This is a genomic window from Bacillus sp. AFS015802, assembly GCF_002561455.1.
Classification (GTDB): domain Bacteria; phylum Bacillota; class Bacilli; order Bacillales; family Bacillaceae_B; genus Rossellomorea.
In genome coordinates this window covers 150209-172817 of record NZ_NTUP01000004.1, presented here as the reverse complement: position 1 = coordinate 172817, position 22609 = coordinate 150209, and the positions used below count along the sequence as shown (strand labels likewise).

25 protein-coding genes and 1 pseudogene are annotated in these 22609 nt (G+C 36.1%); 2 read left to right on the top strand and 24 right to left on the bottom strand.

The features are described 5' to 3' along the window. Nucleotides 1–103: 103 nt before the first annotated feature. The 13 genes and pseudogenes from CN378_RS03260 to CN378_RS03205 all read right to left on the bottom strand — a co-directional run bounded on the left by CN378_RS03260 (nucleotide 104) and on the right by CN378_RS03205 (nucleotide 11790). The gene (locus tag CN378_RS03260; RefSeq protein WP_098350502.1) at nucleotides 104–1066 is read right to left on the bottom strand and encodes a helix-turn-helix transcriptional regulator; all 963 of its coding nucleotides are present in this window, start codon (nucleotides 1064–1066) and stop codon (nucleotides 104–106) included. A gap of 52 nt (nucleotides 1067–1118) precedes the next feature. Continuing rightward, nucleotides 1119–1301 carry a PspC domain-containing protein gene (locus tag CN378_RS03255; RefSeq protein WP_082197370.1) on the bottom strand — a complete coding sequence of 61 codons (183 nt, stop codon included), beginning with the start codon at nucleotides 1299–1301 and terminating at the stop codon, nucleotides 1119–1121. A gap of 148 nt (nucleotides 1302–1449) precedes the next feature. After that, the gene (locus CN378_RS03250) at nucleotides 1450–1995 is read right to left on the bottom strand and encodes a GNAT family N-acetyltransferase (protein WP_483295047.1); all 546 of its coding nucleotides are present in this window, start codon (nucleotides 1993–1995) and stop codon (nucleotides 1450–1452) included. Nucleotides 1996–2108: 113 nt separating this feature from the next. Then, nucleotides 2109–2801 (bottom strand): aspartate/glutamate racemase family protein, encoded by a 693-nt coding sequence (locus CN378_RS03245; RefSeq protein WP_098350500.1) that lies wholly within the window; start codon nucleotides 2799–2801, stop codon nucleotides 2109–2111. A gap of 286 nt (nucleotides 2802–3087) precedes the next feature. Then, complete coding sequence (locus CN378_RS03240; RefSeq protein ID WP_098350499.1) at nucleotides 3088–3654, bottom strand: CBO0543 family protein; 567 nt, start codon at nucleotides 3652–3654, stop codon at nucleotides 3088–3090. 749 nt (nucleotides 3655–4403) lie between these two features. Further along, on the bottom strand, nucleotides 4404–4895 hold the full coding sequence (locus CN378_RS03235) for a hypothetical protein (RefSeq protein ID WP_098350498.1): 492 nt from the start codon (nucleotides 4893–4895) through the stop codon (nucleotides 4404–4406). 878 nt (nucleotides 4896–5773) lie between these two features. Beyond that, on the bottom strand, nucleotides 5774–6352 hold the full coding sequence (locus tag CN378_RS03230; RefSeq protein WP_098350497.1) for a YcxB family protein: 579 nt from the start codon (nucleotides 6350–6352) through the stop codon (nucleotides 5774–5776). 180 nt (nucleotides 6353–6532) lie between these two features. After that, nucleotides 6533–7006: a GNAT family N-acetyltransferase gene (locus CN378_RS03225; RefSeq protein WP_098350496.1), complete on the bottom strand. Its 474-nt coding sequence runs from the start codon at nucleotides 7004–7006 to the stop codon at nucleotides 6533–6535. Between the two features lie 374 nt (nucleotides 7007–7380). Then, the gene (locus tag CN378_RS03220; RefSeq protein ID WP_179884788.1) at nucleotides 7381–8655 is read right to left on the bottom strand and encodes an MFS transporter; all 1275 of its coding nucleotides are present in this window, start codon (nucleotides 8653–8655) and stop codon (nucleotides 7381–7383) included. Between the two features lie 59 nt (nucleotides 8656–8714). Next, on the bottom strand, nucleotides 8715–9524 hold the full coding sequence (locus tag CN378_RS03215) for a hypothetical protein (RefSeq protein WP_257140975.1): 810 nt from the start codon (nucleotides 9522–9524) through the stop codon (nucleotides 8715–8717). Between the two features lie 72 nt (nucleotides 9525–9596). Next, a pseudogene (locus tag CN378_RS23105) lies at nucleotides 9597–9857 on the bottom strand (winged helix-turn-helix domain-containing protein); the annotation flags it as partial. Between the two features lie 371 nt (nucleotides 9858–10228). Beyond that, on the bottom strand, nucleotides 10229–10600 hold the full coding sequence (locus tag CN378_RS03210) for a hypothetical protein (RefSeq protein ID WP_098350493.1): 372 nt from the start codon (nucleotides 10598–10600) through the stop codon (nucleotides 10229–10231). Nucleotides 10601–10899: 299 nt separating this feature from the next. After that, nucleotides 10900–11790, bottom strand: a complete 891-nt coding sequence (locus CN378_RS03205; RefSeq protein ID WP_179884786.1) for a LysR family transcriptional regulator — start codon at nucleotides 11788–11790, stop codon at nucleotides 10900–10902. A gap of 104 nt (nucleotides 11791–11894) precedes the next feature. On the opposite strand from CN378_RS03205, the gene CN378_RS03200 reads away from it, so the two are divergent. Then, a complete protein-coding gene (locus CN378_RS03200; protein ID WP_098350491.1) occupies nucleotides 11895–13106 on the top strand; it encodes an MFS transporter in 1212 nt (403 codons plus the stop codon). Between the two features lie 182 nt (nucleotides 13107–13288). Here the strand turns inward: CN378_RS03200 and CN378_RS03195 are convergent, their stop codons facing one another. The 8 genes from CN378_RS03195 to CN378_RS22500 form a co-directional block, all read right to left on the bottom strand. Beyond that, nucleotides 13289–13642, bottom strand: a complete 354-nt coding sequence (locus tag CN378_RS03195; protein WP_098350490.1) for a hypothetical protein — start codon at nucleotides 13640–13642, stop codon at nucleotides 13289–13291. A 143-nt stretch (nucleotides 13643–13785) separates the two neighbouring features. Next, entirely contained in the window at nucleotides 13786–14307 is a 522-nt protein-coding gene (locus tag CN378_RS03190; RefSeq protein ID WP_098350489.1) for a hypothetical protein, read from the bottom strand. 142 nt (nucleotides 14308–14449) lie between these two features. After that, a complete protein-coding gene (locus CN378_RS03185; RefSeq protein WP_098350488.1) occupies nucleotides 14450–14794 on the bottom strand; it encodes a hypothetical protein in 345 nt (114 codons plus the stop codon). 482 nt (nucleotides 14795–15276) lie between these two features. Further along, a complete protein-coding gene (locus CN378_RS03180) occupies nucleotides 15277–16272 on the bottom strand; it encodes an aminoglycoside phosphotransferase family protein (RefSeq protein WP_098350487.1) in 996 nt (331 codons plus the stop codon). A 152-nt stretch (nucleotides 16273–16424) separates the two neighbouring features. After that, nucleotides 16425–17069: an HAD family hydrolase gene (locus tag CN378_RS03175; RefSeq protein ID WP_098350486.1), complete on the bottom strand. Its 645-nt coding sequence runs from the start codon at nucleotides 17067–17069 to the stop codon at nucleotides 16425–16427. 163 nt (nucleotides 17070–17232) lie between these two features. After that, a complete protein-coding gene (locus CN378_RS03170) occupies nucleotides 17233–17859 on the bottom strand; it encodes an HD domain-containing protein (protein ID WP_098350485.1) in 627 nt (208 codons plus the stop codon). 179 nt (nucleotides 17860–18038) lie between these two features. Further along, nucleotides 18039–18506 (bottom strand): GNAT family N-acetyltransferase, encoded by a 468-nt coding sequence (locus tag CN378_RS03165; RefSeq protein ID WP_142323565.1) that lies wholly within the window; start codon nucleotides 18504–18506, stop codon nucleotides 18039–18041. A 148-nt stretch (nucleotides 18507–18654) separates the two neighbouring features. Continuing rightward, nucleotides 18655–18804 (bottom strand): hypothetical protein, encoded by a 150-nt coding sequence (locus CN378_RS22500; RefSeq protein ID WP_179884785.1) that lies wholly within the window; start codon nucleotides 18802–18804, stop codon nucleotides 18655–18657. A 337-nt stretch (nucleotides 18805–19141) separates the two neighbouring features. Here CN378_RS22500 and CN378_RS03160 point away from each other — a divergent pair, with 337 nt between their 5' ends. Continuing rightward, nucleotides 19142–19450 carry a hydrolase gene (locus CN378_RS03160; protein WP_098350483.1) on the top strand — a complete coding sequence of 103 codons (309 nt, stop codon included), beginning with the start codon at nucleotides 19142–19144 and terminating at the stop codon, nucleotides 19448–19450. 674 nt (nucleotides 19451–20124) lie between these two features. Here CN378_RS03160 and CN378_RS03155 read toward each other — a convergent pair. The 3 genes from CN378_RS03155 to CN378_RS03145 form a co-directional block, all read right to left on the bottom strand. Further along, complete coding sequence (locus CN378_RS03155; RefSeq protein WP_098350482.1) at nucleotides 20125–20529, bottom strand: hypothetical protein; 405 nt, start codon at nucleotides 20527–20529, stop codon at nucleotides 20125–20127. Between the two features lie 284 nt (nucleotides 20530–20813). Beyond that, the gene (locus CN378_RS03150; RefSeq protein ID WP_098350481.1) at nucleotides 20814–21260 is read right to left on the bottom strand and encodes a hypothetical protein; all 447 of its coding nucleotides are present in this window, start codon (nucleotides 21258–21260) and stop codon (nucleotides 20814–20816) included. A 151-nt stretch (nucleotides 21261–21411) separates the two neighbouring features. Further along, on the bottom strand, nucleotides 21412–22608 hold the full coding sequence (locus CN378_RS03145; RefSeq protein ID WP_098350480.1) for a M20 family metallopeptidase: 1197 nt from the start codon (nucleotides 22606–22608) through the stop codon (nucleotides 21412–21414). Nucleotide 22609: the final 1 nt, after the last annotated feature.

Sequence of the window (22609 nt, the reverse complement as noted above, 5' to 3'; positions counted from 1 at the left end):
TTGATAAAAATGAAGCTCGATTAAAGATGAAAAATCCGAACTAACTTCAATCCCTGAAGGTAAAATAATAAAACTTCCCTGACAGCTAGCGTCAGGGAAGTTCTCATACTTGATGGTATTCAATTAATTCCGACAGGACTTCAATCATTCTTTTCTTAAGACTGATGGGCTCCATCACTTTAATCGATTGATTGTACGGTAAAAGTAAATAAGGTACATAGGTATGTAAGATCTCTTTTTCAAGAAGAAAAACGGCTTGATTGGAAGTCCGTTCTTGTAAATAATGCCCTAAAAACCAATGTTGGCAAATATCATCCAATGAACTTTTTTCCCCATGAAGAACCAAAGACATAATTCCTTCCTTATCTTCTATCGTGGGAAGAAGGTTTTTCACGAAAAAGTCACGTGCTGAAAAATTCTCCGGCCGGTTAAACGTATTTTCAGTCAGCATGAGACGTTCCATTCGATCGACCCTAAAACTTCGGATATCATTTCGAAGATGACAAAATCCAATCACATACCACTTATGATTCCAAAAGATCATTCTGTACGGATCAACCATTCTTTCACTTAATGGCTTTTCGCCACTTTTATGATAAAGAATGTTGACTGAGTACCCTTCAGCTACGGCCTGTTCCAACTCCTTCAGTAAAGGTTCCATAGAGGGTGGATGTAATCGACTTATGACTTCAAGACTGGTTACATGTTGGTTGACCTTTATTTCCTGTTCGCGATTGGAGTGGTGGCTTAGTTTAGAAATGGCCTTATTTAGCGCTTCCCCTCCATAATACCCGGCTTCTTCTGCAAAAACAGCCGCGTGATAAAGGGAAGTTTGCTCCTCAACATCAAAAAACAAAGGAGCCTCAACAAAATGGTTCAATAAAGAGTACCCACCGTTATGTCCTGGTTCTGAAACGATCGGTACACCACTTGTAGAAATGGTGTCAATATAACGATACACCGTTCTTATATTTATCTCTAGCTTTTCTGAAATTTGCTGTGCCGTCACTTTTTTCCCTGAACGAAGCATCCATAGAATGGCAAGCATATTGTCAATTTTGGGCATATGATTCTACCTGTATTCCTCTATATTTTTTTAAAAAATTAGAAATTAGTAATTATAATGTTCGGGGACTGTCATGCATGATATTAACAAGAATTATATAGATAAGTATATTAGCAGGTAATAAAAGAAATATTAACCTTACTCCCAAAGAAGAAATACCGAAATATTCCGCTATTCCTCCACAAACACCGCTTATTGACTTATCTGTTCGGGATTTTGTTAACTTGCTATTCACTTCAACTCCCCTCCTTGGGACACCAAAGCATTTATATTTTTGACAGGAATTATTCCATTAACGTGCCCGATAACTTGAATAAAAAAACCGAAGATCTGCTGCATGATCTTCACTTAATACCCCTGTCAGCTAAATAAGGTTTGTTATATTACAATTTCCATTCGTGCTCCAAAACACTGTATAGTAATGAATCTCGCCAGCCATCTTTCAATAACAAATCTTCACGCATTCTACCTTCTTTGGTCATTCCAACTTTCTCCAACACTTTTGATGAACCTATGTTCCTTGGATCACAAGTTGCATATATACGATGAAGCTTAAGTTCTCCAAATCCAAAATCAATTAATAGAGTGGCAACTTCTGTCGCTATCCCTTTTCCCCAATAATCTGGATTAAGAATATAGCCAATTTCTCCAACTTTATTAGTAAAATCCCTTATATTAAACTCTCCAGCTCCAATCAAAATCCCATCATATATAATGGCAAAAATAAACCTTGTTCTTGGGTTTTGTGCAGAGTCTTTAATCGCTTGATTTACAAAATCCTGCGAGTCTTTTTCTGTATTCGGTCCCCAAGGTTGATATTGACAAACGATCTCTTGTGATGCGTATGTATGTACACCCATCCAATCACTCGTAGTAAATTCCCTTAACCATAACCTTTCATTTGAGAGCCTACTATTACTGTTTTCTATTAGAATCCCCTCCGCATATCCTTTTTTTACTAAGCTGCCTCAATAATTGAAAAAGAGCAGTAGGTGGACAAATGAACAAATTTTCAATTATTGCCCAGCTTCTTTAAGAATCCTCATTTTTTTAGAGCCGTATTTACTGCTTCAATCGCATGAATAACGGTTGTATCAAACAATGGAACTTCTGAATCTTCGGGTTTAATTAACAATCCGATTTCTGTACACCCCAAGATGATCCCTTCAGCTCCTCTATCCACTAATTTTTGAATAACGCTCTTATAATACTCCTTAGATGATTGTTCCATTTTTCCTAAACACAACTCTTCATAAATCACGTTATTGATGGTGTTTCTTTCTTCTTTGTCTGGAACCAACACGTTAATCCCGTTAGATTGAATCCTAGATTTATAGAAATCTTGCTCCATTGTATATGCAGTTCCAAGTAAGCCAACTGTTTTCATATCGGCTCTTTGAATTTCATTTGCTGTTGCATCAGCAATATGTAATACCGGAATGTTGATCCGTGCCTCCACGTGATCAATGACTTTATGCATCGTATTTGTACAAATGACGATGAATTCTGCACCTGCTTTTTCTAAAGAGGAGGCAACTTCTCCTAATGCTCTACCCGCACTTTCCCAATCACCTTCCGCTTGATAGCGTTCAATCTCCTCAAAGTCAACGCTGTATAATAGACACTTTGCCGAATGTAACCCTCCTAATCTTTCTTTTACTTCTTCGTTGATTACTTTGTAATACTTTACGGAGGATTCCCAACTCATTCCACCTATAAGTCCAATCGTTTTCATTGCTTTGTCCCCCCTGGTTTTCAAGTCCCTCTACTTAACTTTCAATACTTTATCTTCTTTGAAATACTCCTTATAAAATAATGTTGTCGTGTTTCAATTGTGATGGTTTCTTAATCTATCTTAAATATAAGTCCCGAACCCACCTGCTTCTAAAATACCCACGTTAACTTAATACCAATTATTCCAAAAATTTTTACTTCTTACAATGGTTTTACTCCGCCAAAAAAAGCGCGATGTAAATAATCGCGCCCGTTACTTGAACAAATCATAGGCTCTCTTCCGTATCTCAAGAGCGATCTGATATTTTTTTAAAACTATCCATGTTGCTGAACCAATGCGCTACAAAGAAAAGGAATAGATAAATAAAAAAGTCATAAATGGTTGGCCATCCTTTTGGATTGTAAAAATCAATCATGGCAAAGAAATTCATACCTATAAAAGCTCCAATTGCAGCAAATATTGAACCCTTTAGTAGTGCATTCGTTCTCGGTTTAATTTGAAGTGCAAACATAATGGCAACAGGAGCTAATGAAAAATGATAGGGAAGAAATAACAGTGGAGCTATAGGTGAAAATTTCATGGGGTACGACCACAACCCATAAGACAAGGCAATAAGGTCAATTACTAATGATAAAATGATGGTTACAAACCCTCCAATAAGAAGTCTGCCTGTACTTTCCTTATTTCTAAACAGAAACCAAAGGATCCAAGGAATAATAAATAGTCCGATTCCAAACCACCACTGCCATGTAAACATAAAGGAATGAACTACTGCTTCAGTCATCAAATTATTTACTTCAATTATCTGTTGGGTAGCTCTATTCGCTTGTTGTATTCCTTCATTCACTGTCATTCTTCAATCCTCCTCACATATATCCTTTACCCCTGAATTGCACGTGTGTTTTAATGATTATCTTTTGTTATTTATTTTCCTTTTATGCGTATAACAATTTTATTAGTGTTTCTAAGCTCTCTGTACTTTAGTGCTAGAAGTCCATTCTAAAATCTTTCCCGAAACAAGAAGAAAGAGCCTCTGGCCTAATGGAGGTCGAAGCTATGAAAGTGTAAAAAATATTTACAATTGAAGTACTGGCGCAGCATAGATAATCTCACTTACATTAGCGCCCCCTATAACTGAATATTGTTATTCAATCCAAATTAATGGTTTCCTTTAACATTTTTTCATCTTCATTTTCCCACTCTACCTTTAAAATTATCTTTTCAGCAAAGTCATTAATTTTAGCTGTGGTACCAGGTCTTGAACCTCCACTTTGTAATATTTTTATGTTTTTTCCCTATGATGTGCCAGAACCCTCTCCAGTGGGATAGGATAAATAATATTTAACTTTTTTGGGGATATAATTATTCTGGAATTTTAGGTTCCCCCCAATATAGTATTTATCCTCTTCCTCGGAGCTGGTAAAGACAACTTCAATATTCGCATTCCAAGATCTAGAACTCCCATTTAGTACACGGGTTTCATCTCTTTCGCCACCACTACACCCCGTCGTAGTAAGGAATATAATAAAAACGATAAATGCTAATTTTCTAATGTTACCACCCTTTCATACTTTCAAGCATAATTTCAGTGTTGTTCTTCCGTTAAACTGCCCGTGAGCTGCAGATGCTAACGCTTAATGGCGTAGTTGGAAGGGAGGGGGCTGCTTCTTCAGCAAACGCCTCCTTAAATTCAAGCTGAAACAATGTTCGTATTTCTTCCTTCCAATTTTTTTGAACAAAGAACTCGAAAGCACCGTAAATAACAGGTATAACCAAAAAATAAAAGATTGCAAAGAATGAATTATCTTCAATAATTACAAATGGAAAATAGAAGAGAATAAGGCATAGAGTGAAATACATTAACATTGAAAAAGCGATATTTGTTTTATGAAAATATTTTTTTATGAAGTCCACAATGTACGAAATAATAATACTTGGGGACATATACATTAGGACAACTGGAAACATAAAGGTTACATAATAGATTATTTCCCCAATACCTTTTTCAGTAGTAAATACAACTGCAACAAAATAAATACTACCTAACAATGATACTATAGAAAGAGTTATGAGTTTCGAAATAAAATTTTTCACAATACCCCCCTCCTCGATTGATTTTACAATTATCTAAAGCACACACCTTGTTAAACTAAACTGCCCTTTATTTGAACAAAGGGGAGGCTGCTTATTTAGCAAACGCTCCTATAACTGAATAATGTCATTCAATCCAATTTAATGGTTTCCTTTAACATTTTTTCATCTTCATTTTCCCACTCTACCTTTAAAATTGTCTTTTCAGCAAAGTCACTAATTTTATCTTTGGTACCAGGCCTTGAACCTCCACTTTGTAATATCTTAATGTTTTTTCCTTTTGATATGTCAGAACCCTCTCCAGAGGGATAGGATAAATAATATTTAACTTTTTTTGGAATATAGCTATTTTGGAATTTTAGGTTCCCCCCAATATAGTATTTATCCTCTTCTTCGGAGCTGGTAAAGACAACTTCAATTTCCGCATTCCAAGATCTAGAATTTCCATTTAGTACACGGGTTTCATCTCTTTCGCCACCATTACACCCTGCCGTAATAAGGAATATAATAAAAACGATAAATGCTAATTTTCTAATGTTACCACCCTTTCATACTCTCAAGCTCCACTTCTAAGTTATTCTTCCGTTAACTAAACAAAAAAAGCTGAAGATCAGCTGCCAGATTGACCTTCAGCTATAGCCCCCTAAAATGGAACAAACAATTTTTTGATAATTTCGATAATAAAGGTTCTTTTTGTTGGGTATATGATGGTCTATCGTACTGCTTCAAAAATTTTCTTTCTCTCATAATCAAATTGGTCTTCCCATTCAGAACTATACTCATTCAATTTCACAATAGGTTTTGTCATTAATTCTCCCCACAACAAATATTTTTTGGATAATTGCAGGAGATCATTAATCTGTTCTTTAAATATTGCCCCTTTATTGGAGGGAATCTTTAGATAATGTTATTTTTTCTGATGAAACATTCTCCCTAATAATTTGTTTAAATAGCTTTATTTCTTCAATTGATTCAAAAAATCTCCTCGGTAGTACAATGGATTTGTTTTTTGACACATATAAAAGAAACATAGGAGAGTGTTCACGAACAAAAACAATTTCATTCCATTCAATATAATTTATCGATCTACCTCTATTTTGATTTATCCCATCTTTACTAATTGAATAAATGATTTCTTGCTTTATCAATTGGTCACTCTTATATTCTCTTTTTGCTTTAATTCTAATAACTGCTTTGGTGTAAAGAAAAAATATACCTGAAATAAAAACTGAAACCGTAGAACTCACAAATAAAATGGCTGCCATTTCTCCAAAAGAAAAAATGTCTCCAGGATTATAAAGAAAGTAAATACTTAAAGCAAAGAACAGTATAAATGTAGAAAGCGTAAACCATATAACCCATCTTCTACTATGAAAAGATGAGAACTTTTTATATTCTTTAAACGTTAATGTGCCACGCACAGTCAGAACTTCTTTAGAATCTATATCTGTGTTGCTCAATGGACACTCCTCCTTAAGTTCGAATGTTCAACTCATAATTTAAAAACAAAGCTACATAACCAATATATGTTAACTTTAAGCATCTTCCATTAACCTGCCCAATAATTGAAGAAGGGTAACTGCCGGATCAATTTGCTTATCTTAAGTTATGGCCCCCAATAGTTGAAGAAGAAATCATAATTATTCCAGATGTTTTATAAATAATACCCTGTCTTGATTTAATCCATCATAATTAGTATTAACGTAGACGCCATCAATTTTTTTATCGCCTTCTTCAATCTCGAATCCCATCTTAGTGTGATAAGCAATCGAAACTTTGTTAACAGGAGATGTTACACACCGGACAATGTTACGTCCATTTTGTTTTACTACATTAATGAATTGATTATATAGTTCTTTCCCAATATTGTGTTTTCTAAATTCAGGATGAACTCCTACAAAGTGAATATAGGACTCCTTAGGTTGAGATTGGGATAGAAATCCTATTAGAAAGCCTACAATTTCCCCATTTTTTTCCGCAATAAAACTTGTATTTTTAAAATGGTCAAAAAATAATTTTGGTAACATATCAGACATATTCCTTCCACCCCACCACTCATTTATAAGTGGTGCTAAGGTATAATAATCTGACCCTTTCACTATTCGGATATTCATTGTTACCCCCCATTTATGTACTATTACCGTCTAATGTTATCAATAAATTAACTCCTGAAATGCTTACTTCGATAATAAAAAAGGCGAATCACTGTGCTGCAATCGCCCCCTTTAGTTTAACAATGAATTTATAAATACTGTTCCCCAATAAAGAAAACTCATAGTTAAAAACACAGATGCAAAAACAGTAAGTGCTTTAGGTAATCTTCCATAAAAATAAATTAATGCTAATCCTACCAATATGTGAACGATAACAAAAAGAAAAATATTCACTCATTTCACCTCTACCAAATTGTAACATTTTGTATTAAGTGATTGTATACTTATTCCATTATCCTGCCCGTTTATGGAATAAGGATATACTTAGCCCTATTCTAATTTACTTCCTTTTTAAGTTCCCTCTTTGTGTCAGACTGCTCATCTATTGAAAAAGATTTTTCCTTCTTCCAGATAATCTGCTGAAAAACAATACCCACCATACCTAATAAGAATATAACCACTCCGATGCCCCTAAACACCAGGACCACTCCAAGCTGTTGTATCAGCACTCCACCAAGGAGAGGCCCAGCAATAAACAAGATACTTAACATCGAATCCACTATGCCGGATACCCTGCCAATTACTTCTCTCGGGGGCTCTTTCTGTATCATGTAATTAACAGCGGTTAAGGTGATCCCTGTACCAATACCGCCTATAAATGCAAAAAAAAGGCCTATGGTAAGAGGGCTTTCACTATTTAGAAATCCTAATCCACCAGCCATTATCCCAATCATTAAACTACCACTTCCGAAAAACCACCCGTACCTATCAATAGTTTCTTTTTTTGTTAGGACTAAAACAGCCAGTAGCGCTCCCACTCCGATTACCGAAATGGTCCAGCCTGTCATTTCTGGTTTTTCAGGAAACAATTCACTGAATAACGTTACAAATTGAGCATCTATCATTTGAATGGTCAAGGTAATGATCATCCCGTAAAGGATACTGACCAGTAGGATTCTATTCTTTAGGACTAGTTCCCAACCTTCTGTCCATAACCGAAAGAATTGAATTTCCCCACTCACTTCTTCAGGTTTCATATGATTTTTCTTAGTGATCATTGAAAAAATAATTCCTGAAATGAAGAAAGAAGCAGCGTTAACTGCAATTGAAATGTCTGGAGTAAAGACACCTGAAACCGAACCCCCGATTAATGGGCCAACTACTTTAACTAATTGAAGAAGGCTGCCATTGATGGTAACAGCCTTCATAATATGCTCTTCATCTACAATTTTTCGCATAAGGCCCTGCTGTGCAGGAAGGCCAACAACACCTACCGTATTGCGAAAGAGGAGAACCAGCAATGCCCAAAATGGGGAAGAAACGAACACAAGTAATAAGGTCAAGGCACCTCTGATCCAATCGGAATAAATAAGGATTCTCAACTTATCCTTTCTGTCGGCAAGTACTCCTGCCAACTGGCCAAATAAGGTACTTGGTATAGCGTACATCACAGGAATGAAAGCAATTAACATAGGTTCAGCGTTCCATGTATACCTAAATAAAATAAGTACGGCTATAAAGTCAAACCAGTTTCCTAGATTCGAAAGGGCATTTGCTGAAAAAAACTTGATATAATCTGGATTTTTCCATATTGAACTTTTTCTCTTCATCATTAGTACCTCCACATTCATTCTTTACCAAATGATAATGAATGAATGTCAGAGGAGTATCAGAGCAAAGCGTTAAGTTCACGGCTAATGATAGATTTTAATCCAGTTAACTTGTAGTCCAGTTCATATTGCGTTAATTGCGTTTTGTAATATTGCTGGAGTTCATTATACTTTCCTGTATCAGATAGAAAGAAAAGGATGATGGTGAGGCTAATGAACAACCCAGGTATGTATCTGGCTTCTATAAACTGATCCATACCTCGATCAAAGCAGATCTTTGCTTGCTCTTCATCCCCGTTGTACAGGTAATCTATCCCCTGAATAACGGTAAAGCTTGCCTGCTCCCTTGAGTAGGGATACTGATTGAGCCCAACTTCAATTTCCTTTATCCTTTTCTTAGCCCACATAAGGTCCTTTTGTAAAAATATTAAGTAAAGCTCTATAAAATAAAGATTTGGTATGAATCCTTCTGCATTCTTTTCCTGAATGACTTTGACAGATTGTTGTAAAAGGTTTTTGGCTTCCTCCCACTGACCGGTAAAACCAAGGACCGTTAATTGATTCAACCACTCCATTTCAAAACGGTGTTCTTCTGGGACCTTATCAGACACCAATGCTCTTTTAAAATAATCCAAGCATTTTGTTTTATCGTGCTCAATGTAGGAGTAAATGTGAAGTAAGTAAAAACATCTATCCCAAAATGAAAAGTCAGTTGTCTCAGCGATCCATCTGAAATTGCCTTTCATAAACTGAATATAGAGAACACTTTGCGGCTTGAGTTCAAACCCCAAAACAGATTGATTTTCCTCCAGTAGCTTTAAGGCATCACCCTGACCATATAACTGGTACTTGTGAAATAACCTTTCCATACTAGAAGACACCTCATAATCCTGCTTCAAGGGACTTACATCTTCCTGCTTGCTAATCTTCAGCCGGTAACCAATGCCCCTTATCGTCTCGATCCATATACATGAAGCAATTGGCTTCAGTTTCTTCCTTACACGGTAAATATGGTCATCAACCGTCCTATCAGTTGGCTCCTCTTGCGTCCACACCACTTCCAGAAGTTCTGCCCTTGTATAGACCCGGGATGGATTCCTAAACAAGCATTCAAACAGTTGAAATTCCTTTCGTAACAGTTGGATTTCTTCCGATCGATACTTCACAATATAATCATCCGGTAAAAGCTTGATACCTTCCATAAACATCACCTGTTTTGTAAGTCATTACTCATCTCAATGCGATCTAACATACTTTAATTGTCTTATTTGAATACAACTCAATTATCCCATTATTTCCTAATTTCACGCAACAGCGTTGTTCTAATAAGGAGCCCAATTAATAAAGGTGCAATCAGTTCTAGATTGCACCTACTTTGTACCAAGATATAAAGCTGGAGAGATCATTTGTCAGATTTTCGATTAACTTCTCTCGATAACGAAAACAGTACTTGATTTATTTCAAAAACCGATTCTATTTTCTTCAATATGCATTAAACTGTCCATTAATCGAATATACTTACTTTTCTGAAAGACATAATAGGCTAGGGATCGTTTCGCGATTTTGCTTAGAACTACTCTTTTTTAGCAGAATACTTTTCATACCATTCTTTACCCGTTGACCACTCATAAACTGGATTTTTATCTCCCAAGATTTCCACACAAGCAGCAGCCATAATATATTCTTCCAAACCATTTTCTTCGCTTTTTTTAAGTTTTTTAAGGAAGTGGTCCAGAGTGATTTGTTTTTTCGAAACGATGTTTTCAAAATCATCTAAATGAGCATTAATATAATCATTTGGATTTGAAGAAGATTTACTTATAGCATTCGAACTGACTATTGTTTCTAAGTCTTTTTCGACTTGTTGGATGATGTCCATTTCTTTCTCAGCAGATGTACAAGCAGTTAATAAGATCAAAAGAAAAATCGAGAATACTTTTTTCATTAAAATTCGACTCCTAATTTTACATACGTTAGTTATACGAAAAAAAATCGGAATATGTTAATTTCATTATATTCCGTTAAGTTGACCTTTAACTTAGTTCCAATTATTTCAAAGGCAATCAGCATATTCAAGAAAAATCTGCCCAGCATAAAGCTTTTTTCTATCCTGTACACCTTCTGTTGTGTTTATTTAATAATCAGATAAAAAAAGTTATAGTCAGAATAATTCATTTCCATTTTTCAATGAAAAAGTTGATGGTCATGCATTTTTATAATTCTAATTCAAACCAAGCAGAGAGATTAATCTTCATTTTTCTGTAAGATTAAATCAATTAGATTCCTCACTGCCGGAGCTAAATCAACACCCCGACGCATACACAATCTTATTTTTCTAGAAAGTTGTAGGTCTTTTATGTGAACTATATCAATAAGCTCTGCTTTTAAATAAGGAGCAATAGCTAATTTTGGTGCTAAAGTAATACCGTATCCAAATGCAACTATCTGAATCGCTTCTTCTATTCTCTCTACTTGAATTGGTGCATTCTGCAAGTGGATTTGCCTGACATGACATAACGAATCTATTAAAGCTTTAGTGGAACTTCCCTCTCCTCTTAGAATAAAGCACTCATTCATAAGATCTTTAAATTCTACAACCTTTGAACCTAGAGGGTGGCCTCGAGGTACAATAAAAAAGAGTTCGTCTTCTAGCAGATCAATCGCTTCCATCTCATCGGGAATCGAAAAAGGACTTGCAATTACTGCAATATCGGCTTCATACATGACCAATTTTTCTAATCCACTTTCAGTATTACCGGAATTCAACGTAATTTCAGCTGATGGATAAAGCTTTTTAAAGTTAGCAATCCATTTAGGAAGTAAGTAACTTGCCGGAAAATTTGTAGCAAAAATTCTTACCTTACCTGCTTCCCCAGTCGTATATTGTTGAATTTTCTTTTCTACTTCCTCCTCTGTAATAAACAATTTAATGGCTTGTTGATATATAAATCCACCTGCCTCGGTAAGCTCGATTCCCCGACCTTTTGCTCTAAAAAGTGTGACACCAAGTTCTTTTTCCAAATTCCTAATTTGCATAGTAATTGCAGGTTGACTAATATGTAACTGCTTTGCTGCGCTTGTAACACTTCCCATCTGTACTACATTGATAAATTGGCGTAAAGCGTGTAGATTCATCAACATCCCGCCTATAAATAAAATTTATGAATTTATAAAATATATATATTTTTCTTATTATTTTATCTCTTTTACAATAATTATGAAAGAGAGGGAGGAAATTGATGGGAAAAATATCTAGTAAATCGAACATAATAATAACTGCTCTCATTACAGGTATTTGCTTGCTAACAGATTCTATGCTGTATATTGCTTTGCCCCTTTATTGGAAAGAAGCTGGATTATCTTCACTAATAGAAGCGGGACTCCTATTGTCGGTTAATCGCTTAATTCGTATACCACTTAACCCGTTTGCTGCTATTATAACTAGAACCTTAAATCTTAGACTTTCCTTGTTACTAGCCATCTGTTTAACCATAATAGTAAACATTGGTTTTTTCTCCCTAAATGGGCTCCTATTTTGGTTAATACTTCGTTGTGTATGGGGATTTGCATGGGCCTTATTACGCCTTACAGGTCAATTACTGGTGGTGCAATTGTCTACCAATTCCAATAAGGGGCACTTAATGGGGATGTATAATGGAACTTATCGATTAGGAAGTTTAGCAGGAATGACCATAGGGGGATTTTTATGCTACCAAATCGGCCTTAAGTTAACTTGCCTGGTATTTGCATGTATATGCTTTTTAGCTATACCTTTCATATATTTTCTCTCTTATAAGTCTTTATCACCTAGACAAGAATCGGGAATAATTAAGATCTCTCTTCTGAAAAAAAGGGGTATCCAGTTATCGCTTTTCAGAGGTTTCATCGTATCTTTCCTTCTACAAGGTGTGTTTCTTTCAACTGTTAGTTTTTACTTATCTAAGCATTACGGTGGGGCTTTGACTTTTAACGGTATACTATTAACTTCAGGAGTGGTCTCAGGGCTTCTTCTCGGAATGAGATGGGCATGGGAACCCTTCTTGGCTCCATTTATAGGAAGGGTTTCAGACGGGAAATGGGGCAGGCATTCTATACTTCTGAGCGCCTTACTAATTATCGGAAGCTTATATCCTTTTATGGATAGCCAACTCCCATTTAAAATATGGGGTCTCATCATTATCGCCATACTAATTTGTTCAACCATTATCACAACCTTAACCGATACATTAGTATCTGACGAAGCTTACCAAATTGAGGGGAAAACTTCATTAATTAATTACTATTCACTCGCTGTAGACTTTGGGGCAGCTTTAGGGCCACTTATAGCCTATCAATTTATCACAGAAGGAAAACTCTTCCTCTTGCTCTGCTCAGGATTAGCTATCTGTCTAGCGATGATATCCTCAAACGAACATTTAAAACAAAAAGACGGTTCTTCTGTTACACAATGATCAGAAGAACATTTGTCTTTTACTAGTACTTCCTTATATATATCTTTTTTAGAAATCCTTCTCTAATTTCCAGCATTACTTTGGGCGATCAGCTTTTTCATTCTTTCGTTAAACTCCTTTTACTTGATCAAAGGGGTGGCTGCTTGTTCTGTAAACGCCCCCGTTTATAGAATAAGACTAAATTACATACTAATGCTTTTGTTTCTCCCTTTCTTAAAAAGATTAAGAATCAGGAAACTTAACAATAGTAGCACAACGTACATAATGGTGTAGAGACTGGGGGTTATTAGGACAGATAAGATTTCTGAAATGGATAACCCCGAGAACACAGCTAATCCTTTTCCAGTTGCATCCCTTTCAACTCCTGCAAATCCGCCTTCTGAAAGATAATAAAAAGCCAAATTAGATAGTAAAAACCCTATAAAAATGATTAAAATCGCATTTAACTTTGAGGTCTTAAAGAAAATCCCTAAGACTATACCTAAAAGCAAAAAGAACACAGGATACCAAAACAGCAGTGCAGCAAAAGAGGTCACTACATCAACTCCTAGTTTGAATTTTCAAAATAATTATAACACAAAATGGTTAAATATGGATATTCAATTAACCTGCCCAATAATCGAAGAAGGGCAATAATCGGATCAATTAGTTAAACTCCGGCTATTGCCCCCTGTATGACTTATAGTTTATTTTTGTAAATAACTTTACCTTCTTTGTCGTAAATTGATAATTCAAGTTCGTTGCTAATTGTTAAATTACTTTTGCTTTTATCATAAAACATCAACATACCCTTGGTACTACTAAATTGTTTAGTAGCAGTATTTCCATCACTAAATTTAACTGTTGCTTTTTCTGCTTTGTTTAATAATTTTTCATCTTGTACAATGACATATGCGTGAGGACTTCCAGTGCTTGTCATACCTAATTGCACTTTTCCCTTGCTATTGCCGCCCCATCCAGTTCGATTTACTATAGTCTCATCTTCATTTTTAGATAAATAATAAATGCCACCTTCATATAAGACCATTGTAGAATCTTGTACTTCTTCTATTGCTAATGGTTCAATGCTCTTTTCTTCAATAAATTGTTCGATTTCTGTTTTTGATAAAGAAGTGTAGTTAGGTTTTTCATCACTTTGAGAACAACCGATTACAATTCCACCGAAAGAAATCAAAAACATAAATAAAATAAACCTTTTCAAAAATCTCACCCCTTTTAAGATTAACATAGTTTTCCATTAACCTGCCCTTTAACTGAAGATAGGCAATAACGGGATCATTAGCAGATCTTTAGTTATTGCCCAAGTTTAATTGTAGACTTGAATCCAAGATATGTATTACTGATTACTGAAAGGTTTCAGCTTCCGTTTCAGTTAGCCACTTATCTATTGCCTTTACAGGAAAATATGTAGTATATCCAATTTTCACATAAGGTATTTCACTTGTAGTAACATTTCCCTCTTTTTTGGGTAGTATCTTTTCTAATTCCTCGTCGTTTATGCCAAGATATTCTTTTAGTTCTAAATGACTTAATAATTGATGTTCTTGAGGTGTAACAACAGTAACTTGATCAACTGGTCCAACCGCTTTCTGATTGCCGTTATTATTTAGTGCATTAGAAACTATCCAAGCACCAGCTAATATACAAATACCCAAGAATATTAGAGAAAAATTAATTGTTTGCTTCATAATATTAAGAACACTCTCCTTCCCATTAACTTATATAATAAATTATTCCTAATACTACCAATTATTACAAAGCACTGCATTGTGAGCAAGATTGGGCGATCAATATTTGTCCATTTAATACTTAATTTCAGTGCTTCTTCTCGGTTAAACTTCTGCCCTTTAACAGAAAAAGTAAATAAATTCTCCTATTTTCTTAGTAATTCCAGGTGGATCTCTTTTAAATAATAAAGCCCTCTCACCAAACATCCTAGAATTATTCCGAAAGCAAGTACTACACCGATTTCATCTAACGGAACTAAGAGATATCCTAAAATGCTTGCTGCTAATATCAAAAACAACAAAAACAACAAAATAACCTCTCAAACATTACATTTTAATATCATATTCTTAAAGAAACCTGCCCAATAATTGAAGAAGGGCAATAGCCGGATAAATTAGCTGATCTTGAGTTATTGCCCCCATTAGTTGAAGAAGGAAAAATACTAAAGTTGGAATGGTACACCTTTAGAAAATAAGTATTCTTCTGCTTCATTTATTCTCTTTCCGTTATGTCTTACAAAAAGTTCGTAACGTCTCTTTAACCACTCAAACGACCTGTCACGAATATGTGAGTCAGCAGCACCTTGTATTATAGGAACCACTTTAGTAAATGAGTCAAAACTTAATAAAGCTTCAAAGCAATCCAAATGCTCAATTCTCTTGTTTGTTATGCTCTGATAAGCATCTAACATAGGTTCTTTGAAGCTAGTCCCGAACATCGAGTATCCCAAAACAAGTGTATTTGCAATATCATAACGAGGATCTCCTATAAAAGCTTTTTCCCAATCCAAAATACACAATGTATTTTCATTAGTTATTATTGTATTCCAAAAATGATAATCACCGTGATTTAAAACTTTAGTAAATGAAACAGATTTGAACATATCGTAAATATTATGAAGGCAATTTATGTATACAGGGTCTTCAAACTTCTCAACTCTTGTTTTTAAACTTTCAATATAAAAATTGATATAATCTTCTTGTCTTAAATCGTTATCCGTAAAACAGTCATGAACCGCATCAGTGCAAATTGAGTGAACTTGTGCAAGCGTGAGACCAAACTTTCTAAATATTGACTGCATATCCTCTGGGTTTGCTAAGTAATATTTATCCAATGTAGCTCCCTTGACTAGTTCCATCAACATTATTCTCTTTTCTTCATCTTCAAAATAAACAGTAGGAATATTTATGTTCGAATTTACTGCCTTACTCTTTAGAATCTTTAATTCTTTATTAAATTTTTCAATTTCACTAAATTCTTTTAAGACGACTTCATTGGAAAATATATCTCCACCTTGAGAGTAAGTAAGATGGAACATTGTGATATCGTTACTAAATCCAGCTTTATTTGTTACTAAGTTATTTATCTCAATTGCAGTATCTATTCTTTTTGTTTTCTTTATCAATTGATCTGCAGTTTTATAAATTCCTTCCTTCATTTTCGGTTCCCCCAACTATTGCAATCCATTTGTTAATCCATATTTCTCCTTAGATCTTCTGCACTCTGAAACAAAGCCCCTTCTTCAACTAACCTGCCCAATAATTGAAGGATCAATTAGCTGATCTCTAGTTATTGCCCACGTTTAAAGCGTTATAAGAGGTTTAGTTCTTTTACTAATTCTAATAAATTTGTCTTTTTTCTATCTAAATGAATCCCCATTATTCCTACATTTTCTGCTCCTTGCACATTTTTGATGATGTCATCTACAAAAATGCTTTCGTTTACAGTTGCTCCTAACTTCTTTAATGCTATGTTGTAAATTGTTTCTCCTGGCTTTTCAGTTTCCACAAAAGCAGACAATACAATTTCATCAAAATATTTTCTAATGTCCAGCTTGTCAAAAATCCAGTCCATACTAGGCATTGCATTCGAGATTACCCCCAATTTATATTTCTTGCTTAGTGAATCTAAGACTCCTTTCACTTCAGGAAACAACTCACAATGAGCAGCAAAGTGAGCAAAAAACAACAATTCATTTGTTAGTTCAACCTCTCCAAGTTCTTCAGCTATTGTTCCGTAATAACTCTTGTAGTAATGTTCTTCTTCTTCCCATTTCGTTATAAAGGTTAGCTTTTGTTGTTTTGCTTTAAGTATCGCCTTATCAATTTCCTCTTTTTGATACCCTCTAGCTATAAGGAGATTCCTTACCCTGTCGTCTCCTTTTTGAAAAGTATCAAAGAGGACACCACCAGCATCAAAGAATATACATTTAATATCAGTATTTATTCTTTCCACCTTAACAATCCCTCTCCCTTTAAACTCCCCTTTTGGAAAATACTCAGTTAGACGGAACCCCCACTTATTTAAGTTTCGAATTGTTCCGTTAAACTGCTGCCCGTTTGTTGAATAGAAAACAGAATCCCCTCTAGGTGTAATTAGATAGGAGTCCTAAAAATTATTATTTAGTCAGGAGAGTATCTTTAATTATTTCCGTATCTATTCCTGCTTTTTTTAATTTCATTTCAGCTTCACTTTCAATTAAATCCTTTAATAGTTGTAGAGTTTGGTCAAACTCTACGTGTTTGCCCATCATAAAGCTCATACTGTGCTCAATTTCTAACCATGATGATAAATCAGCTTCATTATGTTGAATTTGTGCTTCTAATTTATCTAAAGCATTTGCCACTTTTGCTTCGTATGTCTCTTTATTTTCAAACTCGAACCATAGATCATATAAATCGTTCCCTAATGAATTTCCTAAAGTATCCCTTATCCTTTCTATTGATTTAATCTCATTTGATGCCTTTTTTTCCTTAACTGCATGATTATCCATCGTATTAAATGCAGGAATGTCCCCGGCTTCTGCCTCAACCAAATCGTGGATAGTAATCATTTTTAGTAATTTGGAGGTATCTACCTTCTGTTTTAAATAGGGTTCTATTAATATAGCCATTAAGGTGACCCTCCAGGTATGCTCCGCTACACTTTCCTGCCTACCGTTAGATAGCCAACTGTGCCTCATTTCAAATTTTAATTTTTCTCCCAGTTTGATAATTTCAAGTATCTTTAAAAGATTTGTTTTCATTTATCCTTCCCCCATAATCTAGTTTCGTCCATTAATAAATTATCCAGTGAGTAGTTTATTCACATGGGGACTTTAACCTAATACCAATTATTTCAAAATCAAACAGCTTACTCAAGAAAAACTTCAAACAAAAAAGAATCTCATCCTGTTCCGGATAAGCCCCCGTTTACGGAATAACGCTATATATCCTTTTCTAAACAATAGTGTGGTTTTCCTTCGAAAATTATTACTTTGACCTTATTAAATCCTATCCTAGACCAAAACGACAAACCTTTCTCATTCTCCTTATGAACCGCCAAATGTAATTTTGTTTTTCCTTCTTTCCTAACCAGACTTTCTAGAAGTTCAAAAACTTCATGAGAGTTACCTGACCCTTGGAATTTCTTATGAATAACAAATAAACTAATCCAAGGAGTATTATCAGAGGGATTATTTATGCAGTAGTCCACTAATCCTATGTAATTATTACCCTGCTTGATTAGCAGTCTAGTAGTATTTAATTTCTTGGATTCATCATACTCAGAAAGGATATCATCGTAGTTAATAGTGCTTTTACTTTTAGACATCTGATTATAAGAAGGGTTTGAATTCATAATTTCTAATTCAATCTTCCATTTATTAATTTCGTTAGTTTCAAAAGAAATCACGTCAAACACCCTTACACTCTTCAATCTTAACCAATGCTGCCGGATACTCACACAACAGGGAGGCTGCTTATTCAGCAAACGCCCCCTTTACTTGAATAACTCCACATGAGTGCCAAATCGATCCCCTTCATCTGTCCACTACCAGCATTTAAATTAAAATGAATATAACAAGGTTTTGTTCTCTCGCTTGTTGGATAATTTCCTTGCTAAAATCTGGACATTTAAACATATCAATATCAATTACAGAGTCTTTTACTAATTGCTTCGCCTCATTTGAATAATTTACAGCTATCTTCATATCTGCACCTCATTTTTTTCTATTTCTTCACCTGCCCAATAATTTAAGAAGGGCAATAGCCGGATCAATAACTGATCTTTAGTTATTTCCCCCTTTATGGAAGAAGGTCGATACCATTTTTCAGGAAATCGTCTATTAGTATTGCTTATTGAACATGTTTGAACTGCGAACTACACATAAGTAATGGGGACCGTTAAAGATCCTTTTTTTTATAAATATTTTGATTCTTAACAAAAAATGTGTTTTTGACCTCTATACTTGTCCAACCATTTCCTTCGCTTTCTCATATACTACTTGTGTAGGGCCCTACTCTATGAGAAAGGAGGTGAAATATATAATGAGTGAAAAACAAAACTATTGTAATTGTAAAAAATGCAAGGAAAGATATTGGCAAAAAAGCAATAATGACAGAAATGACCACAAAACAAACTGTAAGGGGTGTGTATGTAATGAGTTAAGAAAGTTACAAACCCAAACAGAAGTTGACGTATTTTTGTCAGGCGGACAAATATTAGAAGATGTAGTTTTTATTAGTTTAAATCCCAAAAATTGTTGTGCTTTCTTTGTAGATAATGAAACAGAACCAGGTTCAACATTAATAGTTGATTGTGAAAAAATCCAAGCAATCCGAATAGAAGCCGACTAATTATTGAAAGGTCCCATCAAAATGATGGGGCTTTTTTGATGCCCCTTTTACAGATTTATTTCAGTAATTACCGTTGTCTATTTTATAACTTTTATATTTAAAAAAAGAAAATAGAACGTAGAATTGAGCTAACAGTATCTCTTTAATGCTTTTTAGTTATTTTGTAATATTTGTCAATTTTGGAATAGAGAGTTGTTCAATTAAACTGGCATTATAATGGAAGAACTCCATAAAATTATGTAATGAGAATATCAGAGCTCCTTCTAAAATTAAGGTAATAAAAGCACCTTCTCAAAGAAGGAGCTCGTTCCTTACTTTTTTCAATAAACAATAAAAAAACCTGAACTAATTTAACTCCATAAAGGTAAATTAGTTCGGATTTCACTTAGAAAACTATCGAATGCTCTTTTAATGGTCTTGAACCTTTATCCACTCATATCCTTCTCGTTCAGAAGATCCTCGACTTCCTGCATGGTTTTGAAGTTCTAGACATCTGTGACTTTAAGTCCCTCTGTTTCGACTGCCAGCAATCCCGTCTGAGGACTGGAGGATTTGTGCTTTTATTTCTTCATTCCCGGACAAGTTGTATTTTTTGACAAGAGTGGTTTCTCCTTTTGAATCCGTTCCTGCAGCTTTTCCCTGCCGACGAGTGCGGCTGAAGTTCAACAACTAAATCAGTTGCCAATAAACATATTTCTACTAAAAGGAGCCCAGTTTTCTCCCCTAAAACCAGTCATTCCCTCTAGGTTAACAAAACAAGGGAGCACAGTATACATTACACCGGACTTTGCATTAACCCTAAAGGTCAGGATGTATCTCATCCTCGAGTTGTCAGCCGGTGTGATCGTTGCCATATCGGGGCGTATTGCGTTCTCTGCTGTTAATGCATCCTTCATTCCTACACTCGCAATATCAGCAGGACCCATATTACTTCTGATCCAATAATTTGAAACATTTGTTGCTGAACTCAAATCAGTCCTCTTATCATACGTCAATAAAATTTGATTTGAGGCAATTTGTGTTGCCTCCAGAAGAATTGGATGAGGTACCATCTGTCGCGCTGCATGAAAATTCAACATTTTAACCTCCACATACTTTGTAATAGTCAAATGACCTATTTTAAAGTATGTGAGTTCAGTTATTTAAATGCTTCATAAGCAGTCAGCAAGTCATAGAATATCTTTACTGCGCTACCCTATAAGTTAAATAATTTTCCATTAAATGGATTTTTAATACCTCCTTCAGTTAATAAAGGAGCTCGTTCTTTACTTTTTTCGATAAACTTAAAAAACCCGAACTAATTTGACTCCCTGAAGGAAAAATCAGTTCGGATTTCGAATGCTCTTTTAATGGTATGAAACCTTTATCCACTCATATCTTCTTCCATATCCTTCTCGTTCAGATGATCCTCGACTTCCTGCATGGTTTTGAAGTATGAGACATCTGTGACTTCAAGTCCATCCGTTTCAACTGCGACAAACCCGTCTGCCGATTGGAGGATTTGTGCTTTAATTTCTTCATTCCCGGTCAAGTTGTATTTCTTGACGACGATCGTTTCTCCTTTTTCCTCCATCGCTGTTAGTTCAGCAGAATAGGAATCAAGATCCATCCCCTTTTGGATTCGTTCTTGCAGCTTTTCACTGTCGAGAGGTTCGGCTGCCGGTTCGTCCATTTCCTTCGAATCCTGCTGGTCACTCATTTCCGCCGTGTCGCCTGAAGTATTTTCTTCGGGTTCAGCCTCTTCTGAACCGCATGCGCCCAGTATCGAGAGTGCGAAGAAAAGATTTCCTGCTATCAGTAATTTTTTCATGTCATTCACCTTTCTTTGGTTATTACGATACAATCTCTCATGTATTCTTTATCCTTTTCTTGTTTTTGTTAAACATTGGAACATTCTCCATGAAGCTTCTCATCTCTTTCACGCATAAAAAGACAGCCCTGATTTGGCTGTCTTTTCGTCCTTATTTACTTGTACCGAACTCTTTCCATATTTCTTCTAGTAGCTGCTTATCTGTCAACAGCTCATACCCTGTCAGCGCAAGTGCCTTTGCCCCGATCACAAGGGCACGGTCACCCTCGGTGGATTTAGCCGCTTCCCTGAATTCATTCGTGTGTACGACGAGGGATTCGGGGCCGATTTTGATATAGGGATGGATGGTAGGGACCACCCGGCTGACGTTTCCGGCGTCTGATGAGCCGAGTCCCTTTCGTTCCGTATCGTCGAAGGGTTCCCCTAGTGACTCGATGGAGCGCTGGAATACCTGATCGAAATGGCGGTTGAGCTGAAAGTGGTCGACTTCATTTTGAATTTTGATGACATTCAGTTTCGTCCCGGTGGCGAGGGCCGCTCCCTCAGCGATTGCTTTTACTTTCTTCGTGACTTCATTGCACGCTTCCCTGGTTGCCGCGCGTATATAGAAGCGGGCTTTCGCGTAGTCAGGGACGATGTTTGGCGCATCCCCGCCGTGGGTGATGATGCCGTGGATCCGTACATCATCGGTCACGTGCTGGCGAAGGGCGTTAATGCCGTTGAACAGCTGGATCACACCGTCGAGGGCATTGATGCCGTCTTCAGGGGAAGCTGCCGCATGGGCAGACCTTCCTTTAAATTCGAAATCAAGGGGGTCCACCGCAAGGGTTTTCCCTGTCTGCGTTGTCCGGTTGAACGGATGGACCATCATGCAGGCGTCCACTCCTTCGAACAAGCCTGCTTTTACAAAACTGCCCTTCGCACTTCCGTTTGGGCCGCCTTCCTCGGCAGGAGTACCGAACACCACTACTTCCCCTCCTGTTTCCTCGAGTACGGACGACAGGGCGATGGCCGCCCCGCAGCTTGCCGTCCCGATGATATTGTGGCCGCAGGCGTGCCCGAGTCCAGGCAGGGCGTCATATTCAGCCAGGTAGCCGATGACCGCCCCTTCTTCCCCTGAATGTTTGCGTGCCACAAAGGAAGTCTCATGACCCGCCACTCCCCTCTCAATGGAGAACCCGTTAGCTTCAAGGAGGGTGGTCAAGGTCTCTGAAGCAAAGAACTCTTCGTTTCCGATTTCAGGTTTGTCGTGGATCTGATGGCTGGTCGACACGAGTTTCACAGCCAATTGATCCACTGCTGATAGGATGTTGTGTTTACGATCGGCAATCACTGCTGGTTGACTCATC

Excerpts from the sequence above, each read along its gene's own strand:
- CN378_RS03205 (WP_179884786.1), bottom strand. The coding sequence starts at position 11,790 with ATGAATCTACACGCTTTACGCCAATTTATCAATGTAGTACAGATGGGA.
- CN378_RS03210 (WP_098350493.1), bottom strand. The coding sequence starts at position 10,600 with ATGAAAAAAGTATTCTCGATTTTTCTTTTGATCTTATTAACTGCTTGT.
- CN378_RS03160 (WP_098350483.1), top strand. The coding sequence starts at position 19,142 with ATGAGTGAAAAACAAAACTATTGTAATTGTAAAAAATGCAAGGAAAGA.
- CN378_RS03155 (WP_098350482.1), bottom strand. The coding sequence starts at position 20,529 with ATGTTGAATTTTCATGCAGCGCGACAGATGGTACCTCATCCAATTCTT.
- CN378_RS03185 (WP_098350488.1), bottom strand. The coding sequence starts at position 14,794 with ATGAAGCAAACAATTAATTTTTCTCTAATATTCTTGGGTATTTGTATA.
- CN378_RS03150 (WP_098350481.1), bottom strand. The coding sequence starts at position 21,260 with ATGAAAAAATTACTGATAGCAGGAAATCTTTTCTTCGCACTCTCGATA.
- CN378_RS03170 (WP_098350485.1), bottom strand. The coding sequence starts at position 17,859 with ATGAAAACAAATCTTTTAAAGATACTTGAAATTATCAAACTGGGAGAA.
- CN378_RS03240 (WP_098350499.1), bottom strand. The coding sequence starts at position 3,654 with ATGACAGTGAATGAAGGAATACAACAAGCGAATAGAGCTACCCAACAG.
- CN378_RS03260 (WP_098350502.1), bottom strand. The coding sequence starts at position 1,066 with ATGCCCAAAATTGACAATATGCTTGCCATTCTATGGATGCTTCGTTCA.
- CN378_RS03180 (WP_098350487.1), bottom strand. The coding sequence starts at position 16,272 with ATGAAGGAAGGAATTTATAAAACTGCAGATCAATTGATAAAGAAAACA.
- CN378_RS03220 (WP_179884788.1), bottom strand. The coding sequence starts at position 8,655 with ATGAAGAGAAAAAGTTCAATATGGAAAAATCCAGATTATATCAAGTTT.
- CN378_RS03200 (WP_098350491.1), top strand. The coding sequence starts at position 11,895 with ATGGGAAAAATATCTAGTAAATCGAACATAATAATAACTGCTCTCATT.
- CN378_RS03145 (WP_098350480.1), bottom strand. The coding sequence starts at position 22,608 with ATGAGTCAACCAGCAGTGATTGCCGATCGTAAACACAACATCCTATCA.
- CN378_RS03245 (WP_098350500.1), bottom strand. The coding sequence starts at position 2,801 with ATGAAAACGATTGGACTTATAGGTGGAATGAGTTGGGAATCCTCCGTA.
- CN378_RS03215 (WP_257140975.1), bottom strand. The coding sequence starts at position 9,524 with ATGGAAAGGTTATTTCACAAGTACCAGTTATATGGTCAGGGTGATGCC.
- CN378_RS03225 (WP_098350496.1), bottom strand. The coding sequence starts at position 7,006 with ATGAATATCCGAATAGTGAAAGGGTCAGATTATTATACCTTAGCACCA.
- CN378_RS22500 (WP_179884785.1), bottom strand. The coding sequence starts at position 18,804 with ATGAAGATAGCTGTAAATTATTCAAATGAGGCGAAGCAATTAGTAAAA.